The sequence below is a fragment of the Prosthecobacter sp. genome, from assembly GCF_044222345.1.
In the GTDB taxonomy this organism is placed as follows: Bacteria; Verrucomicrobiota; Verrucomicrobiia; order Verrucomicrobiales; family Verrucomicrobiaceae; genus Prosthecobacter.
In genome coordinates, this window is the sequence record NZ_JBGANL010000032.1 from 13,471 (window position 1) to 37,078 (window position 23,608).

20 protein-coding genes are annotated in these 23,608 nt (G+C 60.0%); 8 read left to right on the forward strand and 12 right to left on the reverse strand.

The features are described 5' to 3' along the window. Nucleotides 1-113: 113 nt before the first annotated feature. On the reverse strand, nt 114-2,912 hold the full coding sequence (locus ACILSL_RS16850) for a PQQ-dependent sugar dehydrogenase (RefSeq protein ID WP_395733221.1): 2,799 nt from the start codon (nt 2,910-2,912) through the stop codon (nt 114-116). A gap of 114 nt (nt 2,913-3,026) precedes the next feature. Between ACILSL_RS16850 and ACILSL_RS16855 the strand changes: the two genes are divergently transcribed. Together ACILSL_RS16855 and ACILSL_RS16860 are read left to right on the forward strand one after the other, a co-directional pair. Continuing rightward, nucleotides 3,027-3,896, forward strand: a complete 870-nt coding sequence (locus ACILSL_RS16855) for a hypothetical protein (RefSeq protein WP_395733222.1) — start codon at nt 3,027-3,029, stop codon at nt 3,894-3,896. Nucleotides 3,897-3,976: 80 nt separating this feature from the next. After that, complete coding sequence (locus ACILSL_RS16860) at nt 3,977-4,978, forward strand: sugar phosphate isomerase/epimerase family protein (RefSeq protein ID WP_395733223.1); 1,002 nt, start codon at nt 3,977-3,979, stop codon at nt 4,976-4,978. 68 nt (nt 4,979-5,046) lie between these two features. Here ACILSL_RS16860 and ACILSL_RS16865 read toward each other — a convergent pair whose 3' ends face one another. Continuing rightward, complete coding sequence (locus ACILSL_RS16865; RefSeq protein WP_395733224.1) at nt 5,047-6,399, reverse strand: neutral/alkaline non-lysosomal ceramidase N-terminal domain-containing protein; 1,353 nt, start codon at nt 6,397-6,399, stop codon at nt 5,047-5,049. A 5-nt stretch (nt 6,400-6,404) separates the two neighbouring features. Further along, nucleotides 6,405-7,625, reverse strand: a complete 1,221-nt coding sequence (locus ACILSL_RS16870; RefSeq protein WP_395733225.1) for a PQQ-binding-like beta-propeller repeat protein — start codon at nt 7,623-7,625, stop codon at nt 6,405-6,407. 166 nt (nt 7,626-7,791) lie between these two features. Between ACILSL_RS16870 and ACILSL_RS16875 the strand changes: the two genes are divergently transcribed. Together ACILSL_RS16875 and ACILSL_RS16880 are read left to right on the forward strand one after the other, a co-directional pair. After that, a complete protein-coding gene (locus tag ACILSL_RS16875; protein WP_395733226.1) occupies nt 7,792-10,167 on the forward strand; it encodes a Tex family protein in 2,376 nt (791 codons plus the stop codon). Between the two features lie 54 nt (nt 10,168-10,221). Then, entirely contained in the window at nt 10,222-10,791 is a 570-nt protein-coding gene (locus ACILSL_RS16880; protein ID WP_395733227.1) for a hypothetical protein, read from the forward strand. A gap of 81 nt (nt 10,792-10,872) precedes the next feature. Here ACILSL_RS16880 and ACILSL_RS16885 read toward each other — a convergent pair whose 3' ends face one another. The 6 genes from ACILSL_RS16885 to ACILSL_RS16910 all read right to left on the reverse strand — a co-directional run bounded on the left by ACILSL_RS16885 (nt 10,873) and on the right by ACILSL_RS16910 (nt 17,143). After that, complete coding sequence (locus ACILSL_RS16885) at nt 10,873-11,139, reverse strand: hypothetical protein (RefSeq protein ID WP_395733228.1); 267 nt, start codon at nt 11,137-11,139, stop codon at nt 10,873-10,875. 136 nt (nt 11,140-11,275) lie between these two features. Continuing rightward, a complete protein-coding gene (locus ACILSL_RS16890; protein WP_395733229.1) occupies nt 11,276-11,959 on the reverse strand; it encodes a hypothetical protein in 684 nt (227 codons plus the stop codon). A 159-nt stretch (nt 11,960-12,118) separates the two neighbouring features. After that, a complete protein-coding gene (locus ACILSL_RS16895) occupies nt 12,119-13,297 on the reverse strand; it encodes a radical SAM protein (protein WP_395733230.1) in 1,179 nt (392 codons plus the stop codon). 348 nt (nt 13,298-13,645) lie between these two features. Beyond that, complete coding sequence (locus ACILSL_RS16900) at nt 13,646-14,725, reverse strand: pyridoxal-phosphate-dependent aminotransferase family protein (protein WP_395733231.1); 1,080 nt, start codon at nt 14,723-14,725, stop codon at nt 13,646-13,648. Nucleotides 14,726-14,942: 217 nt separating this feature from the next. Beyond that, nucleotides 14,943-15,317: a hypothetical protein gene (locus ACILSL_RS16905; protein ID WP_395733232.1), complete on the reverse strand. Its 375-nt coding sequence runs from the start codon at nt 15,315-15,317 to the stop codon at nt 14,943-14,945. Nucleotides 15,318-16,246: 929 nt separating this feature from the next. Continuing rightward, nucleotides 16,247-17,143 carry a sugar phosphate isomerase/epimerase family protein gene (locus ACILSL_RS16910; RefSeq protein ID WP_395733233.1) on the reverse strand — a complete coding sequence of 299 codons (897 nt, stop codon included), beginning with the start codon at nt 17,141-17,143 and terminating at the stop codon, nt 16,247-16,249. A 47-nt stretch (nt 17,144-17,190) separates the two neighbouring features. Between ACILSL_RS16910 and ACILSL_RS16915 the strand changes: the two genes are divergently transcribed. The 3 genes from ACILSL_RS16915 (at nt 17,191) to ACILSL_RS16925 (ending at nt 19,755) form a co-directional block, all read left to right on the forward strand. Beyond that, nucleotides 17,191-17,979, forward strand: a complete 789-nt coding sequence (locus ACILSL_RS16915; protein WP_395733274.1) for an SDR family NAD(P)-dependent oxidoreductase — start codon at nt 17,191-17,193, stop codon at nt 17,977-17,979. A gap of 100 nt (nt 17,980-18,079) precedes the next feature. Next, nucleotides 18,080-18,979, forward strand: a complete 900-nt coding sequence (locus tag ACILSL_RS16920) for an ROK family protein (RefSeq protein ID WP_395733234.1) — start codon at nt 18,080-18,082, stop codon at nt 18,977-18,979. After that, a complete protein-coding gene (locus ACILSL_RS16925) occupies nt 18,976-19,755 on the forward strand; it encodes a sugar isomerase domain-containing protein (RefSeq protein WP_395733235.1) in 780 nt (259 codons plus the stop codon). Before ACILSL_RS16920 ends, ACILSL_RS16925 begins: the two co-directional genes overlap by 4 nt. 17 nt (nt 19,756-19,772) lie before the next feature. On the opposite strand, the gene ACILSL_RS16930 is transcribed toward ACILSL_RS16925, so the two are convergent. After that, entirely contained in the window at nt 19,773-20,279 is a 507-nt protein-coding gene (locus ACILSL_RS16930) for a DUF6985 domain-containing protein (protein WP_395733236.1), read from the reverse strand. A gap of 133 nt (nt 20,280-20,412) precedes the next feature. Here ACILSL_RS16930 and ACILSL_RS16935 point away from each other — a divergent pair, with 133 nt between their 5' ends. Continuing rightward, nucleotides 20,413-21,450: a methionine synthase gene (locus tag ACILSL_RS16935; protein ID WP_395733237.1), complete on the forward strand. Its 1,038-nt coding sequence runs from the start codon at nt 20,413-20,415 to the stop codon at nt 21,448-21,450. Between the two features lie 88 nt (nt 21,451-21,538). Here ACILSL_RS16935 and ACILSL_RS16940 read toward each other — a convergent pair whose 3' ends face one another. Then, nucleotides 21,539-22,372, reverse strand: coding sequence for a PP2C family protein-serine/threonine phosphatase (locus tag ACILSL_RS16940; protein ID WP_395733238.1), 834 nt, complete (start codon nt 22,370-22,372; stop codon nt 21,539-21,541). Beyond that, complete coding sequence (locus ACILSL_RS16945; RefSeq protein ID WP_395733239.1) at nt 22,369-23,472, reverse strand: aldose epimerase family protein; 1,104 nt, start codon at nt 23,470-23,472, stop codon at nt 22,369-22,371. Before ACILSL_RS16945 ends, ACILSL_RS16940 begins: the two co-directional genes overlap by 4 nt. Nucleotides 23,473-23,608 lie beyond the last annotated feature (136 nt).

A 23,608-nucleotide genomic window follows, 5' to 3' on the forward strand; every position in this document is an offset into this window, starting at 1 on the left:
CTCCTGAAAGCAGCTTGGGCAGGTGACGGGTGTGGTGTGCATCAGTGACAAGGAAACGCGCCATTCAGTGTGAGTGTACGCAGCTTTCTCACGGTTCGGGATCGCGCGTGCGCTTATTTCAATCCGGCTAAATACGCGATGACGTCTGCCGCTTCCTGTTCAGTCATGCTTTGCAGCAGACCTTCGGGCATCAGCGACGCCGGTTGCGGCTGCTGGCTTTGGATTTGTTCCCGCTTAATGGTCTGCGACTGCCCGGTGGGAAGCTTCAGAGTGACTGCATCTTCATCGGAATGGGTAACGAAACCGCTTTGCAAACTGCCATCCTTCAATGTGACGATCCAGGTCTCATAACCTTTGGCGATGGTTTGTGAGGGCTTGTGCAGGCTTTCGAGGATTTGTTCCCGCGTCAGGCGCGCCCCCGCTTTGCTCAGCTCCGGGCCGAAATCGCGGCCGATGCCGTTGACGATGTGGCAGGCCAGGCAGATGGCCAGTTTGCCGCTCATGCTGACGAGCTCACCTCCGCGCTTCGCATCGCCCGGGACGGCGAGGAGCTTTTTCGTGTCGAAATTCACGCCGAGAGTCTTCACCCGCTGCTCAGGCGGCAGGAAGCGCTCAAACAACGAGGTGATGTTCGGATCGCCACTGGCCATCGCGGCTTTGATGGCGGCTTCACGAGCCTGAGGGACCAGCAAATCGTTATTGATCACCATCATCAAATGAGACGGAGTCGGGAACGAGCGCATGGGATCCGCGCCTCCGACTTGTTTGTCTGCCTCAAGCAGAGAAACAATGGCTTCAAAGTTCAAGCGGCTTTTCCGGTCATACTCAACGGTGTGGCTTAGTGCAGGCGTATTTTGGGTGGGGAGATCACTGATCCAGTCCCACAGCAGCCGAACACCTGCCGGATCAGGATCACGCGCGCCAATCATCGGCATGTGGCCGCTGCCGGTGCGGGCCACACGATGAAATAGAATGCTTCGTTGAGGAGCCAAAGGATGGACGACGGCCGGGTCTTTGATGCCCAGATCGCCGCGGGTCGGCTTTTCATACAGCATCATTGTTTCAGCCGTGGGAAGGTCGAAATTCACCATCAGGGGCACGCTGCCGCCGCCGTGACGGCGATGGCAGTGGGCGCAGTTGGCGTGGAGCCAGGAGCGGGCGCGGGTTTCCAGGCCGGCCTTGGTGTCGTGACTGGAGATGAGGTGGTTCTTCAGGCGGTCGAGGAAGGGGCCGGCGAAAAGGGCAGGGGATTCGGAGGGCTTTTTGCCACCAATGCTGACAAGCTGGTCCGGCTGAAATCCCAGGGCGAAGCCGCTCCAGTTGTTATGACACCGCGCGCATTCAGCGCGGCCATGGATGCGCCATGGCTGCTTTTGCACGGTGAACTCCGCTCCATCAGCCGTGACGAGTTCGGCATCAGTGCCTTGGTCATTCCAGCGATAGGAGTAGCCGTTCCAGGTCTCGCCGTCGAAATGGAGGACCTGGGTTTCGATGCGCTGCTGGGTGGCAGGCCAGGTAATGGTGCGGGCGAGGACGGATTCTGCGGGCCATGCGATGATGCCTTTGTTTGCGGTGATCGCCTTGCCCTCTGGCAGGGCGATGAAGCGTGTCGCAGTGGCGCCGTCCTGCCACATGGGTTCGGCGATCTCAAACGGCAGCACCCCTGCGGCGGGTGTTTGCGCGGCAGTGGCTGAGAAGAGGCCTGTGGCGCTGAGCTTGTGTGGAAACTGGCTCGGTTTGCCGATGGCAGGGTTCGGTGCCAGGCGGTAGATGCGCGTGCCGCTTTCCCAGTTCATCCAGTACACCTCGCCGTCCTCACTTTGGCCGAAGCTCACGATCTTGTGCGGTGTGTCGGCTATTTCTTCTCGGCGGGTGACTTGTTTGCCGTCGTGCCACAGCGCCCAGATTTTGCCGGTTTCGTAGTCGCCATAGATGTAAGCGCCACGCAGTTCGGGAAAGCGTGAACCGTGGTACACATAGCCGCCGGTGATGCTCGCGGCCTCCGTGTGCGGATGTGCGGCCACAGGTGGGATGATGGGCTCGGGGCGCTGGGTTTCGGGCTTGATCGGCTGGCTTGCCTCATACGCGCTCCAGCCATGATTGCCGCCGCGCTGCACCAGATGAATCATTTCCCACAGCTCCCAGCCGACATCGCCGCACCACAGGCGACCCTGGGCATCGAAGCTGATCTTCCACGGATTACGAAATCCGAAGGCCCAGATTTCTGGCCTCGCCCCGGGGGCTTTTACAAAGGGATTGTCGGGTGGGATGGCGTACGCTTTGCCGTTTTCCGCGTGATCCACGTCGATGCGCAGAATGGAGGAAAGGAGGTCGCTGATGTCCTGCCCGGTGTTCAGCGGATCGGGCGGGGAGGGGACTTCAGAGTCGCCGGTGGAAATGTAGAGCATGCCGTCGGGTCCGAATTGCAGCGAGGCACCGTTGTGGCCTCCACTGCGCCAGGTCAGCAGCACGGTTTCCGATTTAGGGTCAAGCACCGGCGGCTCCTGCTGCGTGAGTTTGAAGCGCGAGAGCTTTGTGCCATCGGCCACTTTGTCGCCGTAGGCATAGCAGAGGAAGACATGGCCGTTCTCCTTCCACTGCGGATGAAACGCGATGCCGTAGGCATATTGCAGCAGCGGATGCTCCGGCTTGAGATCGATGAGCAGATCTTTGGTGCTGGCGGCTGGTGAATCTTTGAAGCTCCAGATTTTGCCGCCTTTTTCAGCGGCGACAAAGCGCCGCGCACCGGGCACGGCGATCATCTCCAAGGCTTGATGAAGTTCGATGGAGGCAAAGGTTTGCTCCGCGATGCAGGGCTTCGGCAACTCCGGTGAACCGTGAATTCGCGAAGTGGTCCATTGCGCATGAGTCGCGGTGGTGAAGGCGAGGCAGAGGAGTAACACTCGGTGCATGCCCGCATCATGGGATGAACAGGCGGCTCTCGCCAAGCATGAAATGATCCCACCCTGTTTCGGCCAGGCACTTGCGGCTTGTGCTGGCACGTATGTCTTTGGTAGTCTCCCAGCATGCATGCCCCGCTGCGCTTCCTGCTGCCCCTGCTCATCTCCGTTCATCTGAACGCCGCTGAAACCCCGGGAGGACCTGTGGAGTTGGCGGCGCCCTCTTCGCTCCGCACGGGTACCCTGCTGAGGGAAAAGCGCGAGGTCCGTGTGCCGGAGGGCAAAGGCCGCATGCAGAAATCCAATTCGGCCAGTGACTTTTTTTGCCGCTTCGTTCAGAGCGTCAATCTCGTCCGGCGTGTGCTGGGGCCCGACACCGAGGAGGTGCAGGTGCGCGAGATGGTCTGCGAACTGGTCAATTACAACGGCCCCGCCCCGCAGCCTGCCGAACAAGCCGGGCCCTTGGTGGGCAAAAACCTCCGTTTGCGCAAATCGGATGGGAAATGGAAATGCGCCTTGGTCGGAGGCAGGCCCACCGCAGAGCAGCAGAAATTCCTCAATGATCTGGCGTTCACCAGGCTGCTGCTGGAGATTCCGGAGGCGTGTCTTATCAACCAGACGCACAAAGCCGGCGAGTCGTGGAAAGTCAGCATCAATGAATCCAGTGGCAAGAATTTCGGGGCGGTGATCGCCAAGGAAATCGAATGCACGCTGACCGCCGTGGATGAGCGTCCCGACGGGCCGCAGGCCACCGTGCATATCGTGGGCACTTTTACCATGGAGCGGCCGATGAATTACCTCAGCCGCATCGAGGTCGCTTTCGACATCACCCTCGTCCGCCGCCTCTCCGACATGCTGGATGTGAGCACCAAGATCTCCGGCAGCCTCAAGAATACCGCCCAAGTGAACGACGCGGATGGCAAGGCGGCGCAGCTTATCCTTGAACTCCCTTACACCCTGGTCCGCACCCAGGCGATCGAGCGCAAAGAGCGGTGACTCGAAAAAATCGTCATTCACAGTCGACTTTCACGAATCTTTCTCCTTCTTCCCCGCCTCAACTCAACCACACACCCGACATGCCACGCCCAGTCACTCTCTTCACCGGCCAGTGGGCCGATCTTTCCTGCGATACCATGATCCAGAAGGCAAAGGCCTTTGGTTATGACGGTGTCGAACTTGCCTGCTGGGGAGACCACTTCGAAGTGGACAAGGCCGACCAGGCCTACTGCGACGCCAAGCGCGCCAAACTGAAGGCCGCAGGCATGCAGTGCCACGCCATCTCCACCCACCTCGTCGGCCAGGCCGTGTGCGACAACATCGACCCACGCCACGCGCAGATTCTTCCCGGCCACATCTATGGCGACGGCAATCCTGAGGGGGTCCGCCAGCGTGCCGCCGAAGAACTCATCAAGACCGCACACGCCGCCAAGCGGTTCGGCGTGAGTGTCGTCAATGGCTTCACCGGCAGCAGCATCTGGCACCTCGTCTATTCCTTCCCGCCAAACCTCCCCGGCCAGATCGACGCCGGCTACAAGGACTTCGCCAAGCGCTTCACCCCGATCTTCGACGAGTATCAGAAGCTGGGCATCCGCTACGCGCTCGAAGTGCATCCCACGGAGATCGCCTTTGACATCGCCAGCGCCGAGCGTGCGCTGCAGGCCGTCGATTACCATCCCGCCTTCGGCTTCAACTTCGACCCCAGCCACTTCGGCTATCAGGGTGTCGATTACATCAAGTTCATCTACAAGTTCAGCGACCGCATTTTCCACGTGCACATGAAGGACGTCGCCTGGGGCATTGGTGACGGCACCGCCGGCGTCTTCGGCGGCCACGTCGATTTCCACAAGCCAAGCCGCTACTGGGACTTCAAGTCCGTGGGCCGTGGCAACATCAACTTCGAACGCATCATCCGCGCCCTCAACGACATCGACTACGGCGGCCCGCTGAGCGTCGAGTGGGAAGACGGCGCGATGGACCGCGAGTTCGGCGCCGCCGAATCCGCCGCCTTCGTGAAGAAGATCGACTTCCCGCCTTCGAAGATCATCTTCGACGCGCAGTTCGCTGAGAACAGCAAGTGAGGCGCTGAGCAAGATCCATCCAAAAGCATCCTTCACGGCCCGGGAGAATCTCCCGGGCCGTTTCACTTTTACTCCACCGCTTTCCGCAGTTCCATCACCGTGTTGACAATATTCTCCTCAGTCTTGTCGCTCCATCGCGTGGGGTGGCTGCCGTAGATCATGGCACCGCCGCCTTCGTAACCGCCTTCCTGCCAGATGCGCAGGCTGGGGATGTAGGCCATCACGTCGTTGGTGTAGCCGCTGACCCAGACGATGGGATCCTTGAGGTCCTGTTTGAGACGGATTGAATAATCCACGACGACTTCACCGCCGAGCGTGACCCAGGTGAGATCGCTGCCAAGACGCAGCACCTGCACGGGATAGGGATACGTGGCGGGCAGCTGACCTTCATCGGCGATGCGCTGCAAAAGGCGCGTGCCATGAGTGACCAGATATTTGTTCGAGGACTTTTGTTCTTCGAGCAGTTGCTCGCGGGTGGGCAGCTTGTCATAGGCCAGCGGGATCTCGCGATATGCGGAGCGGATGTTGCCCTTAAGGCGCTGCATGTGGGTTTCCAGTGCGGCCTGCACGGAAGTGGCGAGTGATTTGCCGTGTGTCTGCGCCAGTTCCATGGTTCGGCGCGGGTAGGGGTTTTGATCGCCACTGCAACCATTCGCAAACATCGCCACCGCATCGGGATGCGCTTTCTCGATCTCCTGCTGCGCGTAGCCCGCGTAGTCGCCGCTGAATTTTTGATGGCCCAGCACGGTGCAGTGGCAGGAGTAGCCAAAGATGATCGCGATGTCCTTGCCTTCGGCGTTGCTGGCTTTGAGCACGGGCACCGTTTGATCCACCGGGCCTTTCGGATTCGGGAAATTGCTCCAGCCGCCTTTGCCATCCGGCGTGCGGCGGTTCATCGAGACGCCGCAGCGCGCCGTGCTGTAATCCAGATGCGCCGGCACCGATTTCTGAAGCGCCTCGCCGACCAGCCGCACCAGCGTGTCTTCCAACTGCGCCGTGTATTCCGCCGCTTCTTTCTCACGCAGCGCCAGATCATCCGCGCCATGGATCTTGCTCGTGCGCAGTTCCGGCCCGCTGTGCGTGTGGGAGGCGTTGATGGCGAGGTTTGCCGGTTCGATGCCATGTTCTTTTTTCACCCGCTCCGCGACGGCGAGGCGCAGGTTCCTCGGCACGCCGATCAAATCCATCGTGATGAGAACGAAGCGTGCGCCCGCTTGATCCGTGAGCGCAAATGCCTTGGCGAACAAATCCAGCTCAACGCCTTCGGAAGGCTTGCTGCGTGACGCATAACCCGCCATCCACATGGCTTTCTCCGGCGTGATTTTTGCCGAGGCCGCACCCGCTTTCCACGCGGGCGATTCGGCTACGGGCGCGGCGGCAATGACGAAGACGGCAAGGAGAATGGGCAGCCAGAGTTTCATGCCCATTACCAAAGCCGCCAGGAGGACAATTCTTTATCGCTGCGCGCAAATATCCTGTTTCCCGCGAATGCCGGATGCGCCCAGGTTTTGCCGATGATCTGCCAGCGGGCAAGCTCCTCGCACTTTTCGGGCTTCAGCGTGACATAGACCAGCTCACCGCTGGCATTGAGCAATGCGGCGAGGTTGGTTGATTCCTGCATCCACACGAGGCTCATCTGCGGATTGCTGTCCTTCGGCGTCAGCGTGTTGTCATCGCTCCAGAGAATTCTGCCGGTCTTGAGCTCGAAGGCCTGGAGGCCGCGGGTCTTGTCGAGCATGTAAACGACGCCGTCTTTGTACAAGGGAGCCGACATGAGGCCGCAGATCTCAGTTTGATTTTCCCACAGCAGTCTGACGCTCTTTCCGAGTTGAAGCGCCTTCGCGCCGTGCCAGTAGCCCGAGACGAGAAAAATGCCGTCACGATAGAGCGGCTGAGCAATGCTGACGCCATACGTAATCTTGTATGGAAACAGCCAGTTCACCCGGCCGCTGTCTGGATCAAGACTCTGCACATGCTCCGGCCCCCACGCGATGAGCTGGCGTGTGCCGGCATGCGAAATGATTTCCGGTGTGCAATATCCCGCAGGATCAGGCCCGCCACGCCAGACTTCTTTCCCTGATGTTTTGTCCAAGGCGATGACTGAGCCGGCTTTCGCTCCGACGTGCAGGAGCACTCGATTCCCATCAATCACGGGCGACGCTGCAAAACCCCACTTCGGAATCTTCGCCCCGAAGTTTTTGACCGTATCCACCTGCCATAAAACCTGGCCCGTCACAGCATCAAGACACAATGCCACGCCCGTCGCACCCAAGGCGTACACCTTGCCATCGGTAACGTTCACCGATGAACGCGGCCCGGTCCCATATTCCATGCTGCCATAGCTGGCCTCCCAGCTTTGTTGCCAGATGTTTCTGCCGCTCTCAGCATCGAAGCATAGAAGGCGCTCGACTTCTTTGGGTGTCTTGAGCCGGTCCATCACATACACCCTTCCGTTGCTCGTTGTGACACCGCCGAACCCGGCGCTGATCTCTTGTTTCCAGAGCCTCACGGGCTCTTTCCTGGCAAGGTCCGCCGGGATGTCCTGCGGATTCCAGCCTCCATCCGCATTCGGCCCACGCCAGCGCGGCCAGTCTTCAACGGCGAATGCAAGGGGTGAGAACAGAAAAGCCACCAAAAAATACTTCATGCAGCTTCAATACGAAGCCGCCTTGGAAATTTCGCAGCACGATGTCAAGCCATGGCTCCGACAAAAGTTTTTCACATGTGATCTTGAATGGTTGCTGCCCGTGATCGTCTCGCTAACTCCACTGATCCCAACCGGATTTTTTCCTTCACTTTTCCCTTTTCCAACCATGTCTGCTGCTAACGAACTCAACATCAATGTCACCCACGTGGAACGTGTCGCCAAGGAGCTGGGCCTGCGGGCCATCCAGGTCGGCGCGACGGCCAAACTCTTTGCCGATGGCGCCACCGTGCCGTTCATCGCCCGTTATCGAAAGGAGGCCACCGGGTCTCTGGATGAAGTGCAGATTCAAAACATCCAGGAGCGCATGACGCAGCTCGTGGCGCTGGATGACCGCCGCACCGCTATTGTGAAATCCCTCGAAGAGCGCAAGCTGATGACAGATGTCCTGCGCGCGAAGATTGAGAAGGCGGAGACGATGAATGCGTTGGAGGACATCTTTGCACCCTTCCGTCCGAAGCGCCGCACACGCGCCACGATCGCGAAGGAAAAGGGGCTGGAGCCGCTGGCGGATTTCATCGAGGCCAATCTCATGACGCATGGCGTGGATCTGAATGGCGAAGTGGTGAAGTATGTGAACCCGGACCACGAAAACGAAGAGCTGCGCGTCAAGGATGCTGCGGATGCTCTCAGTGGTGCGCGTGACATCATCGCGGAGCGCATCAGCGACAACGCGGAGGCGCGTGCGGCGCTGCGCAAATTTTTCGCGGAGCAGTCCACGGTCATTTCCAAGGTCATGTTCGGGAAAGAAAAAGACGAAGAGGCGCAGAAGTTCCGCGATTACTTTGACTGGAGCGAGCCGCTGAAAGCCATCCCATCTCACCGCATGCTCGCCATTCGTCGTGGCGAAAAAGAAGGCTACCTGCTCATGCGCATCCAGCCCGCGGAAGACACCGCGATCAAGATGATCGAGAACCTCTTTGTCAAAGGCGGCAATGCCTGCTCTGACCAGATGAAGCTGGCCTGTGCGGACAGCTACAAGCGCCTGCTCAGCTCCAGCATGGAAACCGAAGCGCGTCTGGAATCGAAGAAGAAGGCGGACACGGAAGCTGTGCGTGTGTTTGCTGACAACCTGCGCGAATTGCTGCTGGCGGCGCCGCTGGGACAGAAGCGTGTGCTCGGCATCGACCCGGGCTTCCGCACGGGTTGCAAGGTCGTCGTGCTGGATGCTCAGGGACAGCTTCTTTACAACGATGTGATCTACCTGCTCGGCGAAGGCAGTGGTCTGCTGCATGCGAAGAATTTGGTGCTCAATCTGGTGGATCGTTACAAGATTCAGGCCATCGCCATCGGCAATGGCACCGCCAGCCGTGAGACGGAGATGTTTGTGAAAAAGATCGGCGTGCCGGGCTCGATCCCCGTGATCATGGTCAATGAGAGCGGTGCTTCCATTTACAGTGCCAGCGAAGTCGCGCGTGAGGAGTTCCCGAACCACGACGTCACGGTGCGTGGTTCCGTTTCCATCGCGCGTCGTCTCATGGACCCGCTGGCAGAGCTGGTGAAGCTTGATCCGAAATCCATCGGTGTGGGCCAGTATCAGCACGACGTGGATCAGAACCAGCTCAAGACCAGCCTCGATCACGTCGTCATCAGCGCGGTGAACGGCGTCGGCGTGGAGCTGAACACGGCCAGCAAGCAGCTCCTGAGCTACGTGTCCGGTTTGAACAGCGCGCATGCCGCCAACATCGTGGCCTTCCGCAATGAGAACGGCCCCTTCAAGAGCCGCAAGGATCTCATGAAGGTGCCACGGCTTGGTGACAAGGCCTTTGAGCAGGCCGCAGGCTTCCTGCGCATTCGCGATGCCGTGCATCCGCTGGATGCCAGCGCGGTGCATCCTGAGCGCTACCCCCTCGTCGAAAAAATGGCGGCGGACATCGGCTGCACGGTGCAGGAACTCATGCAGCGCGCGGACTTGCGCCAGAAGATCGACCTCAAGAAGTATGTGAGCGAAGACGTGGGCCTGCCAACGCTGCAGGACATCATGAACGAGCTCGCCAAGCCTGGCCGCGATCCGCGCAAGCAGTTCGAAGTCTTCAGTTTCGCCGAGGGCGTGAATGACATGAAGGATCTCACCGTGGGCATGAAGCTGCCGGGCATTGTGACGAACGTGACGGCCTTTGGCGCCTTTGTGGACATCGGCGTGCATCAGGACGGCCTCGTGCATGTGAGCCAGCTCAGCGACACCTTTGTGCGTGATGCGGCGGAAGTCGTCAAGGTCGCGCAGCGTGTGCAGGTCACGGTCACGGAAGTGGACATCCCGCGCAAGCGCATCGCCCTGAGCATGAAATCCAAGCCTGACTTTGAGAAGAAGCAGGGCAGTGCAGGCCCGCGCCCGGCGGGCGGTGGAGGCCAGGGCGGCGGTCAGCGCAGCTTTTCCAGCGGTGGTGGTGGCCAGCGCAGCTCCGGCGGCGGCATGGGCAATCCCTTTGGCGGCGGTGGTGGTGGTGACTGGTTCACGGCAGCGGCAGCAAAGGGGAAGAAGTAACTTCGGCCGACAGCCTTCTTGCCAGCCTGTGATCTGCCCATACGATTCAAAATAATGAAATCAGCCCATCTTCTCGCCCTGGCTCTGCCACTGCTCCTCACGCAATGCGTGGACCCTTATCAAGGTCCGAACGGCATGGATCCCTATGCGAATCCGTACCGCCAGGACATGCGGGATCAGGGTTCGCAGATGAACAGCATGGCGTTTGAGCGTGGTCAGCAGGATGGGCAGGCAGACGCGCAGCAGGGCCAGAGCCAGAACTACCAGCGCTACCCATCACGGTATGACCGCAATACCGAGATGGCCTATCGGGATGCGTACAATCAAAGCTATGGTCTGACGATGAACAGCCGCCGTGAAGCCGGCGGCTATCCGAACCAGGGCATGTCGCCGCCACAGCAGCAGGGGGCGGTTCAGCCGCCGCCGCGTGATCCGACTTATAACCAAGGCTACGACTACGGTCTGCGTGACCGCACAGGCGGACGAGTGGCTGATCCGTCAGCGCAGGTAGGGCGCTATGATCCGCGCTATCGCTCCAGCTTTGAGCGCGGCTACTACGACGGCTACAATTCAAGCTCCTCCAGCAGCGTTCCGGGCGCAGGTGGGAACTTGTGGTTCCGCTAAGCGATGGATCGACACAAAAAAACACCGTCATGGCAGGCCATGACGGTGGTCTTGTTTTGAAATGGAAGTGCGGCGAAGCGCTTATTCCTGGGCAGCAGCTTCAGGAGCAGCGGTCTCTGCAACTTCAACGGCAGGAGCCACTGCTTCGGCGGCGACTTCAGCGGCCTTGGGCTTGGTGGTGGCCTTCTTGACGGCAGCTTTCTTGGCTGGAGCCTTCTTGGCGGTTTTGGCTTCGGATTTGACGGCGCGTGCTTTGCGGGAGACGCCGGCCTTGGCCAGAGCTTTCTTGCGGGCAAGATAGAGCTTACGGCGGCGGCGTTTGATGACTTTGTTCAGTTGTTGACCCATGATGGATGATCGGTTGTCGTTTGCGGTTTTGAGGGCGGCAAGAGTTCCACTGATCAAGGTCGAATCAAGATCAAATGCAGTCCGCCCCCGGTTTCCCGGGGTTCGAGCGCGGTGAAACCCTCTTTTGGAGCGGTTTTCAGGGTTTTTTGTCCTCGGCTTTGGGCTCCTCGCTGAGCTTGGGGGCCTCAGCCTTGGGTTCCAGACGTGCTTCCACGCTGTTTGCAGCCTGCTGGGTGGGCGGCACTTTGAACAATTTGCCGGTGTAGGGGCACTTCACGGTCTGTCCGGCACTCATTCCAGAAACATCCACCAGCTGCGTTTTGCCAGCAAAGGGGCTGTTCACCATGTTCATACGGCCGGGGACCGCAGTGCCGTAGGGCAGGCTTTCAGTGGTAGCTTCCGTACTGTCCGTGGTTTTCGGTGCCGAGTTGACGGGTGGCGGATTGTCAGCGATGCGCGGAGGAGCCGGGTGGACGGGTTCTTCCACTGGAATTTTCACATCCGGGCTGCGCAGCCGCGTGCGAGGCACATACCTGGAACTGCCCAATCCCGTGGAGAGCGTGCTGAAATAGTGGTTGGGCGTGTGCCCGGTGCCGTAGCGAGGGCGCTGAGTGTAGGCGGCATAGCGCTGGGCGTACAAGCCGCTGGTGCGGAATGGCGGTGATGATCTCGCAGAGGTCAGGTAGGGAATCAGTCCGTTCGTCTGAATGCTGCGCCAGGCCTCGCTGGGTGGCATGGCGCACTGGACCAGAAGAACCATGGGTGTCAGCATGGCGAACATGCGCGCAACACTGGCGGTGGGACAACGCGAAGCTTTCATGGGGGTGGGGAGGATGATCGTAATGCAGCGACGTGACTTCACACGACGCCTGGCAATGCTGACAGGAGTATGGTCAGAGGGCAAGAAAACAGCGTCGTTAAATCCCACGATCACGACGCCGTCATTCAAATTTCCACACCAGCTAAACTGGGTGCTCTTTTAAGCCGCTTGAGCGATGCCAATCTCCTGATCATTGAGATAGCAGGAGGGGTCAGGTGCCCACAAGTCTCCGGTCATTTGCAGGGCGCGCACGCGGAAGCCGCCACCACACACATCCAGGAAACTGCATTGCGCGCATTTGCCTGTGAGGTGCTGTTTGCGATCCCGCAGGGCATTCAGCGTGGCGTTGTCGCGATTGCTCCAGATGTCGCTGAACTTGCGGTCCTTCACATTCCCCAGCGTGAGTTCATGCCAGAACTGGTCCGGGTGCACATTGCCTTGCGTGTCGATGTTGCTGATGCCGGTGCCGCTGCTGTTCGCGCCGCCGCCGTTCCAGGTGAGCAGTTCCATCGCACGCGCGGCACGCTCGGGGTTCTCCCGTTTCAGGCGCATGTAGAGGTAGGGGCCGTCCACGGGTTGATCCACCGTCAAAACCTCACGGGGCTTGCCGCTGGCAGCCCACTTGGCGGTGCGGTCGAGGATCTTGTCGATGGCTCCGCGCGTCTCCTCATGCGGCACTTCCATGAGATCAGCACCACGTCCGCTGTAGACGAGGTGGTAGAAGCAGACGCGCTCGATATCCTCCTTCTCGATGAAGTCGAGGATGGAGTCGATGTCGGCGATGTTGTGGCGGGAGAGGGTGAGGCGCAGGCCCACTTTCTGGCCGACGGCCTTGCAGTTTCGAAACGCCGCCACCGCTTTGTCAAAGCAGCCCACCTTGCCGCGGAAGTGGTCATGCGTGGCGCCCATGCCATCCAGCGAGATGCCCACGTAGGAGAAGCCGATGTCCTTGAGACGCTGCGCCCACTCGGGGGTGATCAGCGTGCCATTGGTGGAGAGCGTGAGGCGCAGGCCCTTGCTGGTGGCGTATTCGGCCAGTTCAAAGAAATGCGGGTGGATCGTGGGCTCGCCGCCGGAAAGCAGCAGCGCGGGCACTTTGTATTCAGCGAGATCATCGATGACGCCTTTGCACTGCTCCCACGTTAGTTCGCCGGGGTAGAACTTGGAGTCGGAGTCCTGGTAGCAATGCACGCACTTCAGATTGCAGCGGCGGGTGATGTTCCAGACGACGATGGGGCGGCGCTCGGCGGCGGAGGTGGGCGAGCCATGACCGCGCCCGTAGCGCAGGTGGTCCATGGGCTGGGCGACATCACAGTAGAGGCGGGTGAGATTGATCATGACGCTCCTAAAAACGCACAGGCCCTCCCGCGATGCCCCGCCGATCTTGCGCAATGCGTGACCAAGGTTGCCTCAGACCTCCTCGGTGGTCTGGAAGTGGGATAGGGAGTGCCCAAGCGTGGCGGCAGCAAAGTAGCTTTGTTGCTGTGCAACAAAGACACACTCCGCCACACCCAAAGCCTGCGGTAGTGCCATGCTCAGGGGGCCAGCGCAGTACACCCCTGTTCCGCAGGAACAGGGCTACTTGAGGCGCATGCACAAAAAAGCCCCATGCTACCAGCGGCGGCATGGGGCTGAGGATTTTGCTTTGGCTTAGGCCTTCATTCCGGAGGTGCCCGGAGGGACGGACTAGAGCTTGGCCAGGCTGTCGTCCAGCGCGGCGATCACCGTGCTGATGCTGGCCTCGGATTCGTCGCCCATGTTGGACACGCGGAAGGTCTTGCCCTTCAGCTTGCCGTACCCGCCGTCGATGATCATGCTGTGGTTCTTCTTCAGCAGGCCGATGAAGGCCGCCACGTCGATGTTCTTGTTGTTGGCCACGCAGGTCAGGGACTTGGAGCGGAAGCCCTCAGGGGCGAAGAACTCAAAGCCGTTGCGGCGCACCCACTCGTGCACCATGCCGTTGAGCTTGGCGTGGCGGGCGTAGCGGTTGTCCACGCCTTCGGCGAAGATCTTCTGCAACTGGTGGCGCAGGCCGTAGATGAGGCTGATGCACGGCGTGCTCGGCGTCATGCTCTTTTCGCCGTTGGCCTTGAACTCGAGGAAGTCAAAGTAGTAGCCGCGGTCATTGATCGTGGCGGCGCGGGCCATGGCGGCCTCGGACGCGGTGAAGAGCGCCAGGCCCGGGGGCAGCGCAAAGGCCTTCTGGCTGCCGGTCAGCAGCACATCAATGCCGAGTTCGTCGAAATTCACTGGCACGGTGGTGAAGCCGGACACGGAATCGGTGATGAACATCACGTCCGGGTACTTCTTCTTCAGCGCCGCGATTTCCGCGATGGGGCTGAGCACGCCGGTGGAGGTCTCGTTGTGGATGAAGGTCACGGCGTCGAACTCGCCGGTGGCCAGGCGCTTGTCGATCTCATCGGCACGCACGGGCTGGCCCCATTCCACCTGGTAGGCCTCGGCTTCCTTGCCGCAGCGCTTGGACACGTCCAGCCACTTGTCGGAAAAGGCGCCGTTGCAGCAGTTGAGGACTTTTTTCTTCACCAGATTGCGGATGGAGCCCTCCATCACCCCCCAGGCGGAGGACGTGCTCAGAAACACCTGCTGTTTCGTGCCGAAGAGCGTCTGCAGCATTGGCTGGATTTCGGCATACAGATCCTGGAATCCCTTGCCGCGGTGCCCGATCATCGGCTGCGCCATGGCGGCGTAGGTGTCAGGGCTGACTTCAACGGGTCCGGGGATGTAAAGTTTGACGTGGGTGCTCATTGCGTTGGGTGAAGGGGGGGGAGGCGGAGTGTAGAAGGGGTGGACGCCTGCGCAAGGGCGAGAAACTGGCGTTTGCATCCAGGCATGCACTTGGCTGCCTGTTCCGGGTTTCCGGGCCCTGCCGATTTGTAATCGGAGGGCTTTTTTTAGCCCTCGTTCCGCCGATCACCTGCTTTGCCGTGATCATGGTAGGTGAATCCGAATACCTGCTGTTTAGCTATCGGGAGAGAGACGCCCATCCCAAAGCCACTGCCAGCCCAGTGAGGATGAGATAAAACATGCCGGCGACCAAGAACAACTCAAAGAAGACTCCATAGGCACGCCGAAGAAAATCAAAGAAACCCGCTGCAGACGGCATGGCACCTTCAAATGCGTCAAAAACTATCGATGACAAGAGCAGCATGCCGCTGGTGAGCAGACGCATAAGGCCTGCCACGAGCACCCAAGCAGAAGCCACAAGAAACACTGTCTGCCCGAAACGATCGAGAGGCAGGCTAGAAAGCAGGAACCGAAGTCCTGCGATGGCGACCACCAAACCGCTCATTGCTCCAGCGACAAAAGTGATGCGCTTTCCAGCCTCTTCAGTGGTCATGAATCCGAGAACGCGGAATCTGTATCGAGGTGATTCAAGAAATATCATTGTGGCTCCAGTTGTTGAGCAAAATGTCTAAGCTGTGGAGACGGTGAGTGTATGACTACGTTACACTTTAGACAGATGCGAGCCATCGGCGCTAGCGCCTTGTTCGTCCCCTTTGGGTCCGTGATTGTGTTCATGCTTCAGGCTTATCGTATGCGCCCACTCGGACACTAGGACTCTGCTCCTGATACCAATGAGTGATGGCTACCAACTTCGCAACTGGCATGGCGACTTCGAAAGTTCCTGCATCCTTGGAGTGCAAGGTGATGAACGGAATCTCAAAGGTCTTTCCGCTCAGCTGCTGCCTGAGCAATGTCGGGTGTATCCAATAGACCAGTCTTGGTTCTGTCGCTAAACGAGTGCCCAAAGACACCTTTTTGCCAAGCATAATGCAACAATATAGGCCAAAACTGGCGACTATGCCATAGACGACAGCCCAAGGTATCGATTGGTGCACAGCGGCAAAGTATGCACATGCTAATCCTCCTGCCACGGCGACGACCCACATTGTAACCCTCCCACGTCGTGGCTTCGAGATCAGCATCTCGGCCACCTGTGTGGATGTGAGACTGCTAGGGCCGGGTCGTTCGGGGACAGACCAGATTAAAACAGGCACAGCTTGAAAGTCTGACATGGCGGCGGACTCGGGTCTTGGCCGAATTATTTGATGAGATACAAGTCTGTCCAGTATTTCAACAGCATTATGGGCTGCAGATTTGTCGGTTATCAACGGCGATTCGGTTTCATGGTTGTGGTTTTTGATGCTCCTTCCAAAGAATCGGTAGCTGGCTCGTCAAATATCACGCCCATGAGCGTCATGTTTTCATGTCGAAGACGACCGTCGCCACATCTCTTTCCTTCCTTAGAAACGGGCCACCTAACTGTCACGCCCACCCCAGCCACCCCTTGAGCGTCGCGAAGTCACGCACATGCGCCTCGCGGAAGCTCTTCAGTACGGCAGCATCCTTGGGGTTCCCCTCCAGATATTCCAGGTGCAGTGAGATGGGGCCGGAGTAGCCGGTTTTCATGAGCATCTGGCCGTATTTGGGGTCCACCTGGCCTTCACCGAGGGGGCAGGTGACGAGCTTGCGTCCGTCCCATTTGAAGTCCTTGAAGTAGGCGGCGCCGATGTGGTCTCTGACCAGGTTGAACTCCAGCGGCCAGGATTTGCCGCCCTCGCAGGTGGCGTGCAGGATGTCGAAGGCGAAGCTGAAGTCCTGCGCGGGGTATTCGCGCATGATCGAGAAAATGTCCCAGACGGGAGCGCCAAAGTAGTCCTGCCCGCTGTGGTTCTGGAACATGGGCTGGATGCCGATCTCTTTGCACAGCGCCACGAGGTCCTTGATCTTCGGGCGCACAGCCTGCAGCTGGTCCCAGATGGGCTGCTTGAGGTCGTACTTGTAGTAGTTCATGCGGAAGCGCTTCACGCCCAGCTTCGCCGCGGTGCGCAGCACTTCTTCCGTGCGCTGCTCCTTGCTCACCTCGTTGATGCCGGAGGTCATGATGGTCATTTCCAGGCCCTGCTTTTTCAGTGCCTCAATGTACTTCGGCAGCTCATCCACCACCTTCTCCGGCTCGATGTGCCCCTTGGGCCGGATGGGGGATTCCACGCCATTGTAGCCCGCCTCTGCGCCCAGGCTGGCGATGTCGTCAAAGCTGAGCCCCTGCAGGTGCTTGGTGAAGAAGCACACGGTGTTCTTCGTTTTCGGCGTTTCCGCCATCAACGGAGTTGTAAAAGCCAAAGCAGAGAGGTTGCGCAGGAAAGTACGGCGTGTGTTCATGAGTGAGCTTGAACAACGACATCGCACGTCCGACTCCTTCACTCAACATGCATTCCCTTTCCGGCCACAACATCATCCTCATGGGCGGCACCACCGGACTGGGGCTGTCTGCGGCAAAAAAGCTCGTGGCTGCCGGAGCGCGCGTCGTCGTCACCAGCCGCTCCCAGGTCAATGTGGACGCCGCCGTGGAGGCTCTCGGGTCAAACGCGCGTGGCTTCGCCGCAGACGCCGCCACACCGGAGGCAGCGGAGCGCGCGGTGGAGCTGGCCGTGGGCGAATTTGGCCGGGTGGATGCCCTCTACCACGTGGCCGGCGGCAGCGGCCGCAGCCGGGGAGACGGCCCGCTGCATGAACTGACCGATGAAGGCCTGGACTACACGCTCGCCCTCAACCTGAACTCCGTCATCTACTCGAACCGCGCTGCCGTGAAGCAGTTCCTCAAGCAGGGCGGCGGCGGGGTCATCCTCAACATGGCCAGTGTGCTCGGTTACTCGCCCTCCGCGCAGTTCTTTGCCTCCCATGCCTACGCAGCGGCGAAAGCGGGCATCATCGGCATCAGCAAATCCATCGCCGCCTACTACGCGCCCCAAAACATCCGCATCAACGTCATCGCCCCCGCGCTGGTGGAGACGCCCATGTCCCAGCGCGCCGTGAGCAATGAGAACATCATGAACTTCGTCAAAACCAAGCAACCCCTCGACGGCGGCCGCATCGGCCACCCCGAAGACTGCGATGCCGCAGCGTTGATGCTCCTCTCGCCCGACTCGAAATTCATCACCGGTCAGGTCCTCGCCGTGGACGGCGGGTGGACGGTAAGTGAGGGACAGCTTGGATAGCCGAAAAAGGGGAAAGAGTTCGAAAAAACCAAGCCCCAATCAGATCATTAAGTTTTCATATTTTTCTCCTTCTTTCCCCTCTTTCGGCTAATCCCCACCCATGAGTTTCTCCATCGGCATCGATCTCGGCGGCACGAACATCAAGGCCGCCCTTGTGGAAACGGCCAGCGCCCGCACCCTCGCCACGCTTTCGAAACCCACCCGTGATGGCGAGTTCGACGGTGACACGCCGCGCTTTGCCCTGACCGTTCGCGAGATCGTGCAGGAGTTTGAGGCACAGGCCGGCGAAAGACTCCGTGTGGGCCTTTCCGCGCCCGGTTTGGCGAATCCCGATGGCCACTGCATCGACTGGATGCCCGGACGAATGCACGGCCTCGAAAAATTCCCCTGGTCCGCCTTTCTTGAGCGCGACTGTCGTGTGCTCAATGACGCCCATGCCGCCCTGCTCGGCGAGGTCTGGGCCGGAGCCGCGAAGGACACGCAGGACGCCTTCATGTTCACGCTGGGTACAGGAGTAGGTGGCGCGATTTGGAGTGGCGGTCGCCTCCTGAAAGGCAAGATCAGCCGCGCCGGGCACCTTGGTCACATCACCGTCGATGCCAATGCCGCCTGCGATGATTTCAACACTCCCGGCAGCCTCGAGGACGCCATCGGCAATCAAACCATCGCCCAGCGCGGCGAGAGCCGCTACGCCACCACGCACGCATTGCTCGATGCCTACGGCGCGGGCGATGCGCATGCCGCAGGCGTGTGGCTCAAATCGGTCAGGCACCTCGCCGCCGCCATCGCCTCGCTCATCAACGTGCTCGACCCCGAGGTCGTCATCGTCGGCGGCGGCATCGCCACTGGGGCAGGGGAGCGTTTGTTTGGCCCGCTGCAGCAGGCGCTGGACGGCTTCGAATGGCGTCCCGGCGGAAATGCGGCCCGCATCGTCCCCGCCACCCTCGGCGACAGCGCCGGGTGCCTCGGCTCTGTTTTCAATCTTCTTCAAAACTCATGACTCCCGCCCTCCAATACCTCGACGCCAGCCAAGGCCTTCTCAATCGTGTCCGCGATCAGCTCCCGCTCATTCAGCAGGCGGCAGACATGTTCGCGCAGACCATTCTCGCCGGGCAGATGGTGCACGTCTTCGGCTCCGGCCACAGCCGCATTTTGGTGGAGGAGATGTGGCCGCGCTACGGCTCCTTCCCCGGCTTCAATCCCATCGTCGAGCTCTCGCTGACCTTTCACAATCTCGTCGTGGGGGCCAATGGCCAGCGTCAGGCCATGTTCCTGGAAAACGTCAGTGGTTTTGCCAATCGCATCCTGCGGAATTTTGATCTCAAGCCCGGCGACAGCGCGCTCGTCATCTCCAGCAGCGGCTGCAACGTGGTGCCGGTGGAAATGGCCGAGGAGTTTCAACGGCGCGGCGTCAAAGTCGTCGGCATCATCAGCACCGTGCACAGCCAGGCCAGCACCAGCCGCCATCGCGACGGCAAGAAGCTCCAGGACTTCTCCGACATCGTCCTCGACACCGGCGCGCCGGTTGGCGATGCCATGATCAAGATCGAAAATCTCGACACCCCCGTCGCCCCTGGCAGCACCGTGGGAGGCTGCCTTTTGGTCAACGCCATCAAAGCCGAAGTCGCCGACCGCCTCACCAAAGCCGGTCAGCCTCCCAAAGTGCTCACCGCTGGCGCCGTCGTCGGCGCAGCCAAAGCCACCGAGCTTTTTGAAGCCGCGTATGACGAGCACGCACGGCGCATCGCGAAATATTACGCAGGGCTGGGGGCGTGAGTCTGCAGTGCTCGCATCTATTCCGGAGACCAGGAAAATGAGATGTCAGCGGAATCGACTTCGAGCACCTTGTTAAGGTGCATGATGCATCCAAGGCCGTGCTCTTTTTCCCAAGTACAGTCAAAATGGAAGCCCACATATGCGGAACCATTTTTGGCTTCTGCATGAATGTAAACGTGAATGAGATCAATGAGCCGCACGAGATCTGTGGCTTGGCTGAGCTCGGGCATGAGCTGGGCGGCCTCGGTTCCAAGAAAGTCTAGATAGCGGGGCCTCATGCGCTTGTAATACTTCTCTAAACTAAAGATCAGTGCGGCCACGACGTCTGGTGTGCATTCCAGCAGGTGCTGGTAGGCTGCTTCCTGCTCTTCCGTCGGTGCCACTGGCTGCCCATGTTCCTTTGGATTAATGCTGAGCTCAATCGTATGCCATGGACCCAACGTCATCTTGCCCAACCATTCATCGTCCTGCCAGGTTAATTCGGGAAACACGCTTTGTTGAAGATGGGAGTTCTTGGGGGGCATTTCTACGGCGTAGTCTCACATGATATAAGCCTCTTCTAAAAATGTCGAATCATTGCACCTTCCCGCCGCATCGGTTGTGCTTTGCGGCTTGGACTTGGCGCTGATCTGCGGCAGGGAATAAGCTCGTCCCATCATGCAGTCCCAACCTCTCCGCACCTCCGTCATCGGCAGCTATCCGTTCCCCGGGTGGCTCGAGTTTTCCGCGCGGCACCTCGACGAATTCGGCAGTGCGGATATCGCAGAAATGCAGGATGACGCCGCGCAGGTGGCTATCCAGGACCAGATCGCCGCCGGGCTGGATGTCATCACGGACGGCGAGCAGACGCGCTTTGACTTCAATCTCTCCTTCTACGGTTTCATCGAGGGCATTGCGCTGGAGCCCGCCAGCCCGCGTCGCTTCGGGCCGCCGGCGCATGATCAGCGTGGCAAGCATGAGATCGTGGGCGAACTGCGTGCGCCACGTGGGCTGGGTGCGGTGGAGGAGTTTCAGCGACTGCAGCGGCTGGCCGCGCATACGGGCAAGCGTCTCAAGGTCTCTGTCCCCGGCCCCTACACGCTCAGCGGGCGTCTGCTGCCGAACGCACGCTATCAGGATCGCTACGCCATCACCGAAGCTCTCCTTCCCATCGTCAACAAGGAGATCGCCGATCTGGTGGCCGCCGGCGCGGAGGAAATCTGCGTCGATGAGCCCAGCATGAGCTGCTACGGCTATCGCGAGGACACGAAGCGCTTCGTGGACATCTTCAACCGCACCGTGAGCAGCGGCTACGGCAAGGCGCGCATCTGCACGCACCTCTGCTTTGGCAATTTCAAAGGCCATCCCGTAGGCTGGCGCAAATACGCACCGCTGTTTCCTGCCTTCCTCGATCTGCACTGCGACGAGGTTCACGTGGAGATGGCGAACCGCGAATACGCCGAGCTGGAAGTCATCAAGCCGATGGCCGAGCGCTACGACGTGGCCGTGGGCATCATCGATGTGAAGAGCTACCACATCGAAACGCCGGAGCAGATCGCCGATGCCGTGCGCGCCTGCCTGAAGCATGCGCCAGCAGACAAGCTGGTTTTTGCGCCGGACTGTGGCCTGTCTCAGACGGCCCGCTGGGCCGCCAAGAAGAAGCTGGCCAGCATGGTGGCGGGCGTGGGGATGGTGAAACGGGAGCTGGGGCTCTGAGCCAAAGTAGTCATGAGCTTTAGCTCGTGGTTCGGTCGCATGGGGCGATTCATCACCCGTCCAGAACGAACTAAAGTTCGGGAGTACTTTACCCGATCTTCACCACACCCACCGTCGTGTTGTCCTGACGGTCATTGTTGATGCGGCGAATGGCAAAGATGATCGCATCAGCAATCTTGTCCGCCGTGGTATGCTTGCCAAAGCTGAGCAGTTCTTCCAGCGCCTTGTGGGTGAGCGTGAAGATGCCGTCGCTGGCAGCGATGATGATGTCACCTTTGTTCAAGGCCCAGGGCTCGGCAGGTGTGTCGATCATCGCCAGCGGCATGCCGAGCAGTGCGGCCTGCAGCGTGTGGCGGTCGGGGTGATTCTCAGCTTCCTCGCGGGTGATCTCGCCACGGTCCGCACGGGCGTCAATGAGCGGGGAAAGGCTGTGGTCGGCATTGAGCCGGTGCAGCACGCCATCGCGGAAGAGGAAGAGCGGCGAGTCGCCCACGCTGATCCACTCCAGCGTCTTCGGCGTGATGAGCACGCCCACCATCGTGGTGCCCATGGGCGGTGCCACGCTCGGCATGCGGCTGGTGATGATGCCGAGGGTTTCATTCGCGGTCTCCACGGCATGCTTGAGCTTCCATGAGGGCGGTCCGTCCTGCTCATGGTAGGCACGCACAAAGGCGTTCACCCCGATGTAGCTGGCCACGCTGCCACCGGCATGCGCGCCGAGTCCATCGCCAATGACGAGAAGCAGGCGCTCCAGGCTGGGCTCCTCGGGTTCGGCGGCGTCGGCAAAGGCATAGTAGTCTTCCTGGTTGTCACGACGGCCCCGGTACTGCCTCGCGGCAAAATCCTGCTCCTGGATGAAGGCAGGTGGCCGAGATTCAAACAAGGGGACTCGATCGGTCAGGACGGTGGTGGTGGCGCTCACTCGGCGGAAAACTGGTAAATCGTGGTGCTGCTGAAGTTTTCACCCGGGCGCAGGGTTGCGCTGGGGAAGGAAGGATGGTTTGGGCTGTCGGGATAATGCTGCGTTTCCAGGCAGAAGCCATGACGCTTTGCATAAATATGCCCCCCCTTGCCCGGCACGCCATTGAGGTGATTGCCGGTGTAAAGCTGCACGCCGGGCTCCGTGGTGCGCACGGTCATCACCCGGCCGCTGGCGGGATCCTTCACCGTGGCGGCCAGCTTCAGGCCGCTGCCAGACAGGACGTAGTTGTGATCATAGCCGATGCCCTGCACGAGCGGTTTGAAGTCCGCGCCGATGCGTTCGCCGATCTCATGCGGGGAGGTGAAGTCCAGCGGCGTGCCCTTGATGCTGGCGATCTCTCCCGTGGGGATGAGATCGTCATCCGTGGCGGTGATTTGCGCTGTGGGAATCGTCAGCTCGTGGCTGAGGATGTCGCCGCTGCCTTCACCGGCGAGGTTGAAGTAGGCGTGGTTCGTCAGGTTCAGCACGGTGGGCTTGTCCGTGGTGGCGTGGTAGTCGATCTTCAGGCTGTTGTCCTCGGTCAGCGTGTAGGTCACGGTGCATTGCAGCGTGCCGGGGTAGCCTTCCTCGCCATCCGGGCTGGTGTAGCTGAGCGCCACGCCGCTGGGGGTCGGTTTCGCGGACCAGAGCTTTTTGTCGAAGCCCTCCTTGCCGCCATGAAGCTGGTGCTTGCCTGAGTTGGCGGTCACCGGGTACTCCACGCCATCCAGCTTGAACTTCGCATGTCCAATGCGGTTCGCGTAGCGGCCCGCGATGCAGCCAAAGAAGGGGTTTTTGCCCAGATAGCCGTCCAGCGTGTCAAAGCCGAGCACGACATCGGCAAACCTGCCGTTTTTGTCCGCCACTTTCACCGCGACGATGTAGGCGCCCCAGTTGGTGAGACTGACCTCCATGCCCTTCGCATTCCGCAGCGTGAAAAGTTTCACTTCCTCACCCGCCGGGGTTTTTCCCCAGATGGAGGATTCAACACTGGCAGCAGGTGACGAACCGGAGATCGACATGAAAAGCAGGAGGAGGGTTGGCAGCGCGAGGAGGCGCATGGCGGCGGGTTGGGGAAGTTGGATCGCGAGTGTGACGGTACTGCTCGATTTTCGCAAGAAGGGATTCCACGACCCGGGATGAAGTTTCTGGCCTGCACCGCATGATCGTGTGTAACCTCCGCCGCCACATTCCCCA

What these genes read in the sequence shown, in the direction of transcription:
- ACILSL_RS16910 (WP_395733233.1), bottom strand. Translation starts at nt 17,143, where the DNA reads ATGAACACACGCCGTACTTTCCTGCGCAACCTCTCTGCTTTGGCTTTT.
- ACILSL_RS16895 (WP_395733230.1), bottom strand. Translation starts at nt 13,297, where the DNA reads ATGATCAATCTCACCCGCCTCTACTGTGATGTCGCCCAGCCCATGGAC.
- ACILSL_RS16860 (WP_395733223.1), top strand. Translation starts at nt 3,977, where the DNA reads ATGCCACGCCCAGTCACTCTCTTCACCGGCCAGTGGGCCGATCTTTCC.
- ACILSL_RS16885 (WP_395733228.1), bottom strand. Translation starts at nt 11,139, where the DNA reads ATGGGTCAACAACTGAACAAAGTCATCAAACGCCGCCGCCGTAAGCTC.
- ACILSL_RS16855 (WP_395733222.1), top strand. Translation starts at nt 3,027, where the DNA reads ATGCATGCCCCGCTGCGCTTCCTGCTGCCCCTGCTCATCTCCGTTCAT.
- ACILSL_RS16920 (WP_395733234.1), top strand. Translation starts at nt 18,080, where the DNA reads ATGAGTTTCTCCATCGGCATCGATCTCGGCGGCACGAACATCAAGGCC.
- ACILSL_RS16865 (WP_395733224.1), bottom strand. Translation starts at nt 6,399, where the DNA reads ATGAAACTCTGGCTGCCCATTCTCCTTGCCGTCTTCGTCATTGCCGCC.
- ACILSL_RS16870 (WP_395733225.1), bottom strand. Translation starts at nt 7,625, where the DNA reads ATGAAGTATTTTTTGGTGGCTTTTCTGTTCTCACCCCTTGCATTCGCC.
- ACILSL_RS16900 (WP_395733231.1), bottom strand. Translation starts at nt 14,725, where the DNA reads ATGAGCACCCACGTCAAACTTTACATCCCCGGACCCGTTGAAGTCAGC.
- ACILSL_RS16945 (WP_395733239.1), bottom strand. Translation starts at nt 23,472, where the DNA reads ATGCGCCTCCTCGCGCTGCCAACCCTCCTCCTGCTTTTCATGTCGATC.
- ACILSL_RS16935 (WP_395733237.1), top strand. Translation starts at nt 20,413, where the DNA reads ATGCAGTCCCAACCTCTCCGCACCTCCGTCATCGGCAGCTATCCGTTC.
- ACILSL_RS16880 (WP_395733227.1), top strand. Translation starts at nt 10,222, where the DNA reads ATGAAATCAGCCCATCTTCTCGCCCTGGCTCTGCCACTGCTCCTCACG.
- ACILSL_RS16890 (WP_395733229.1), bottom strand. Translation starts at nt 11,959, where the DNA reads ATGAAAGCTTCGCGTTGTCCCACCGCCAGTGTTGCGCGCATGTTCGCC.
- ACILSL_RS16875 (WP_395733226.1), top strand. Translation starts at nt 7,792, where the DNA reads ATGTCTGCTGCTAACGAACTCAACATCAATGTCACCCACGTGGAACGT.
- ACILSL_RS16925 (WP_395733235.1), top strand. Translation starts at nt 18,976, where the DNA reads ATGACTCCCGCCCTCCAATACCTCGACGCCAGCCAAGGCCTTCTCAAT.
- ACILSL_RS16930 (WP_395733236.1), bottom strand. Translation starts at nt 20,279, where the DNA reads ATGCCCCCCAAGAACTCCCATCTTCAACAAAGCGTGTTTCCCGAATTA.
- ACILSL_RS16850 (WP_395733221.1), bottom strand. Translation starts at nt 2,912, where the DNA reads ATGCACCGAGTGTTACTCCTCTGCCTCGCCTTCACCACCGCGACTCAT.
- ACILSL_RS16915 (WP_395733274.1), top strand. Translation starts at nt 17,191, where the DNA reads ATGCATTCCCTTTCCGGCCACAACATCATCCTCATGGGCGGCACCACC.
- ACILSL_RS16905 (WP_395733232.1), bottom strand. Translation starts at nt 15,317, where the DNA reads ATGACCACTGAAGAGGCTGGAAAGCGCATCACTTTTGTCGCTGGAGCA.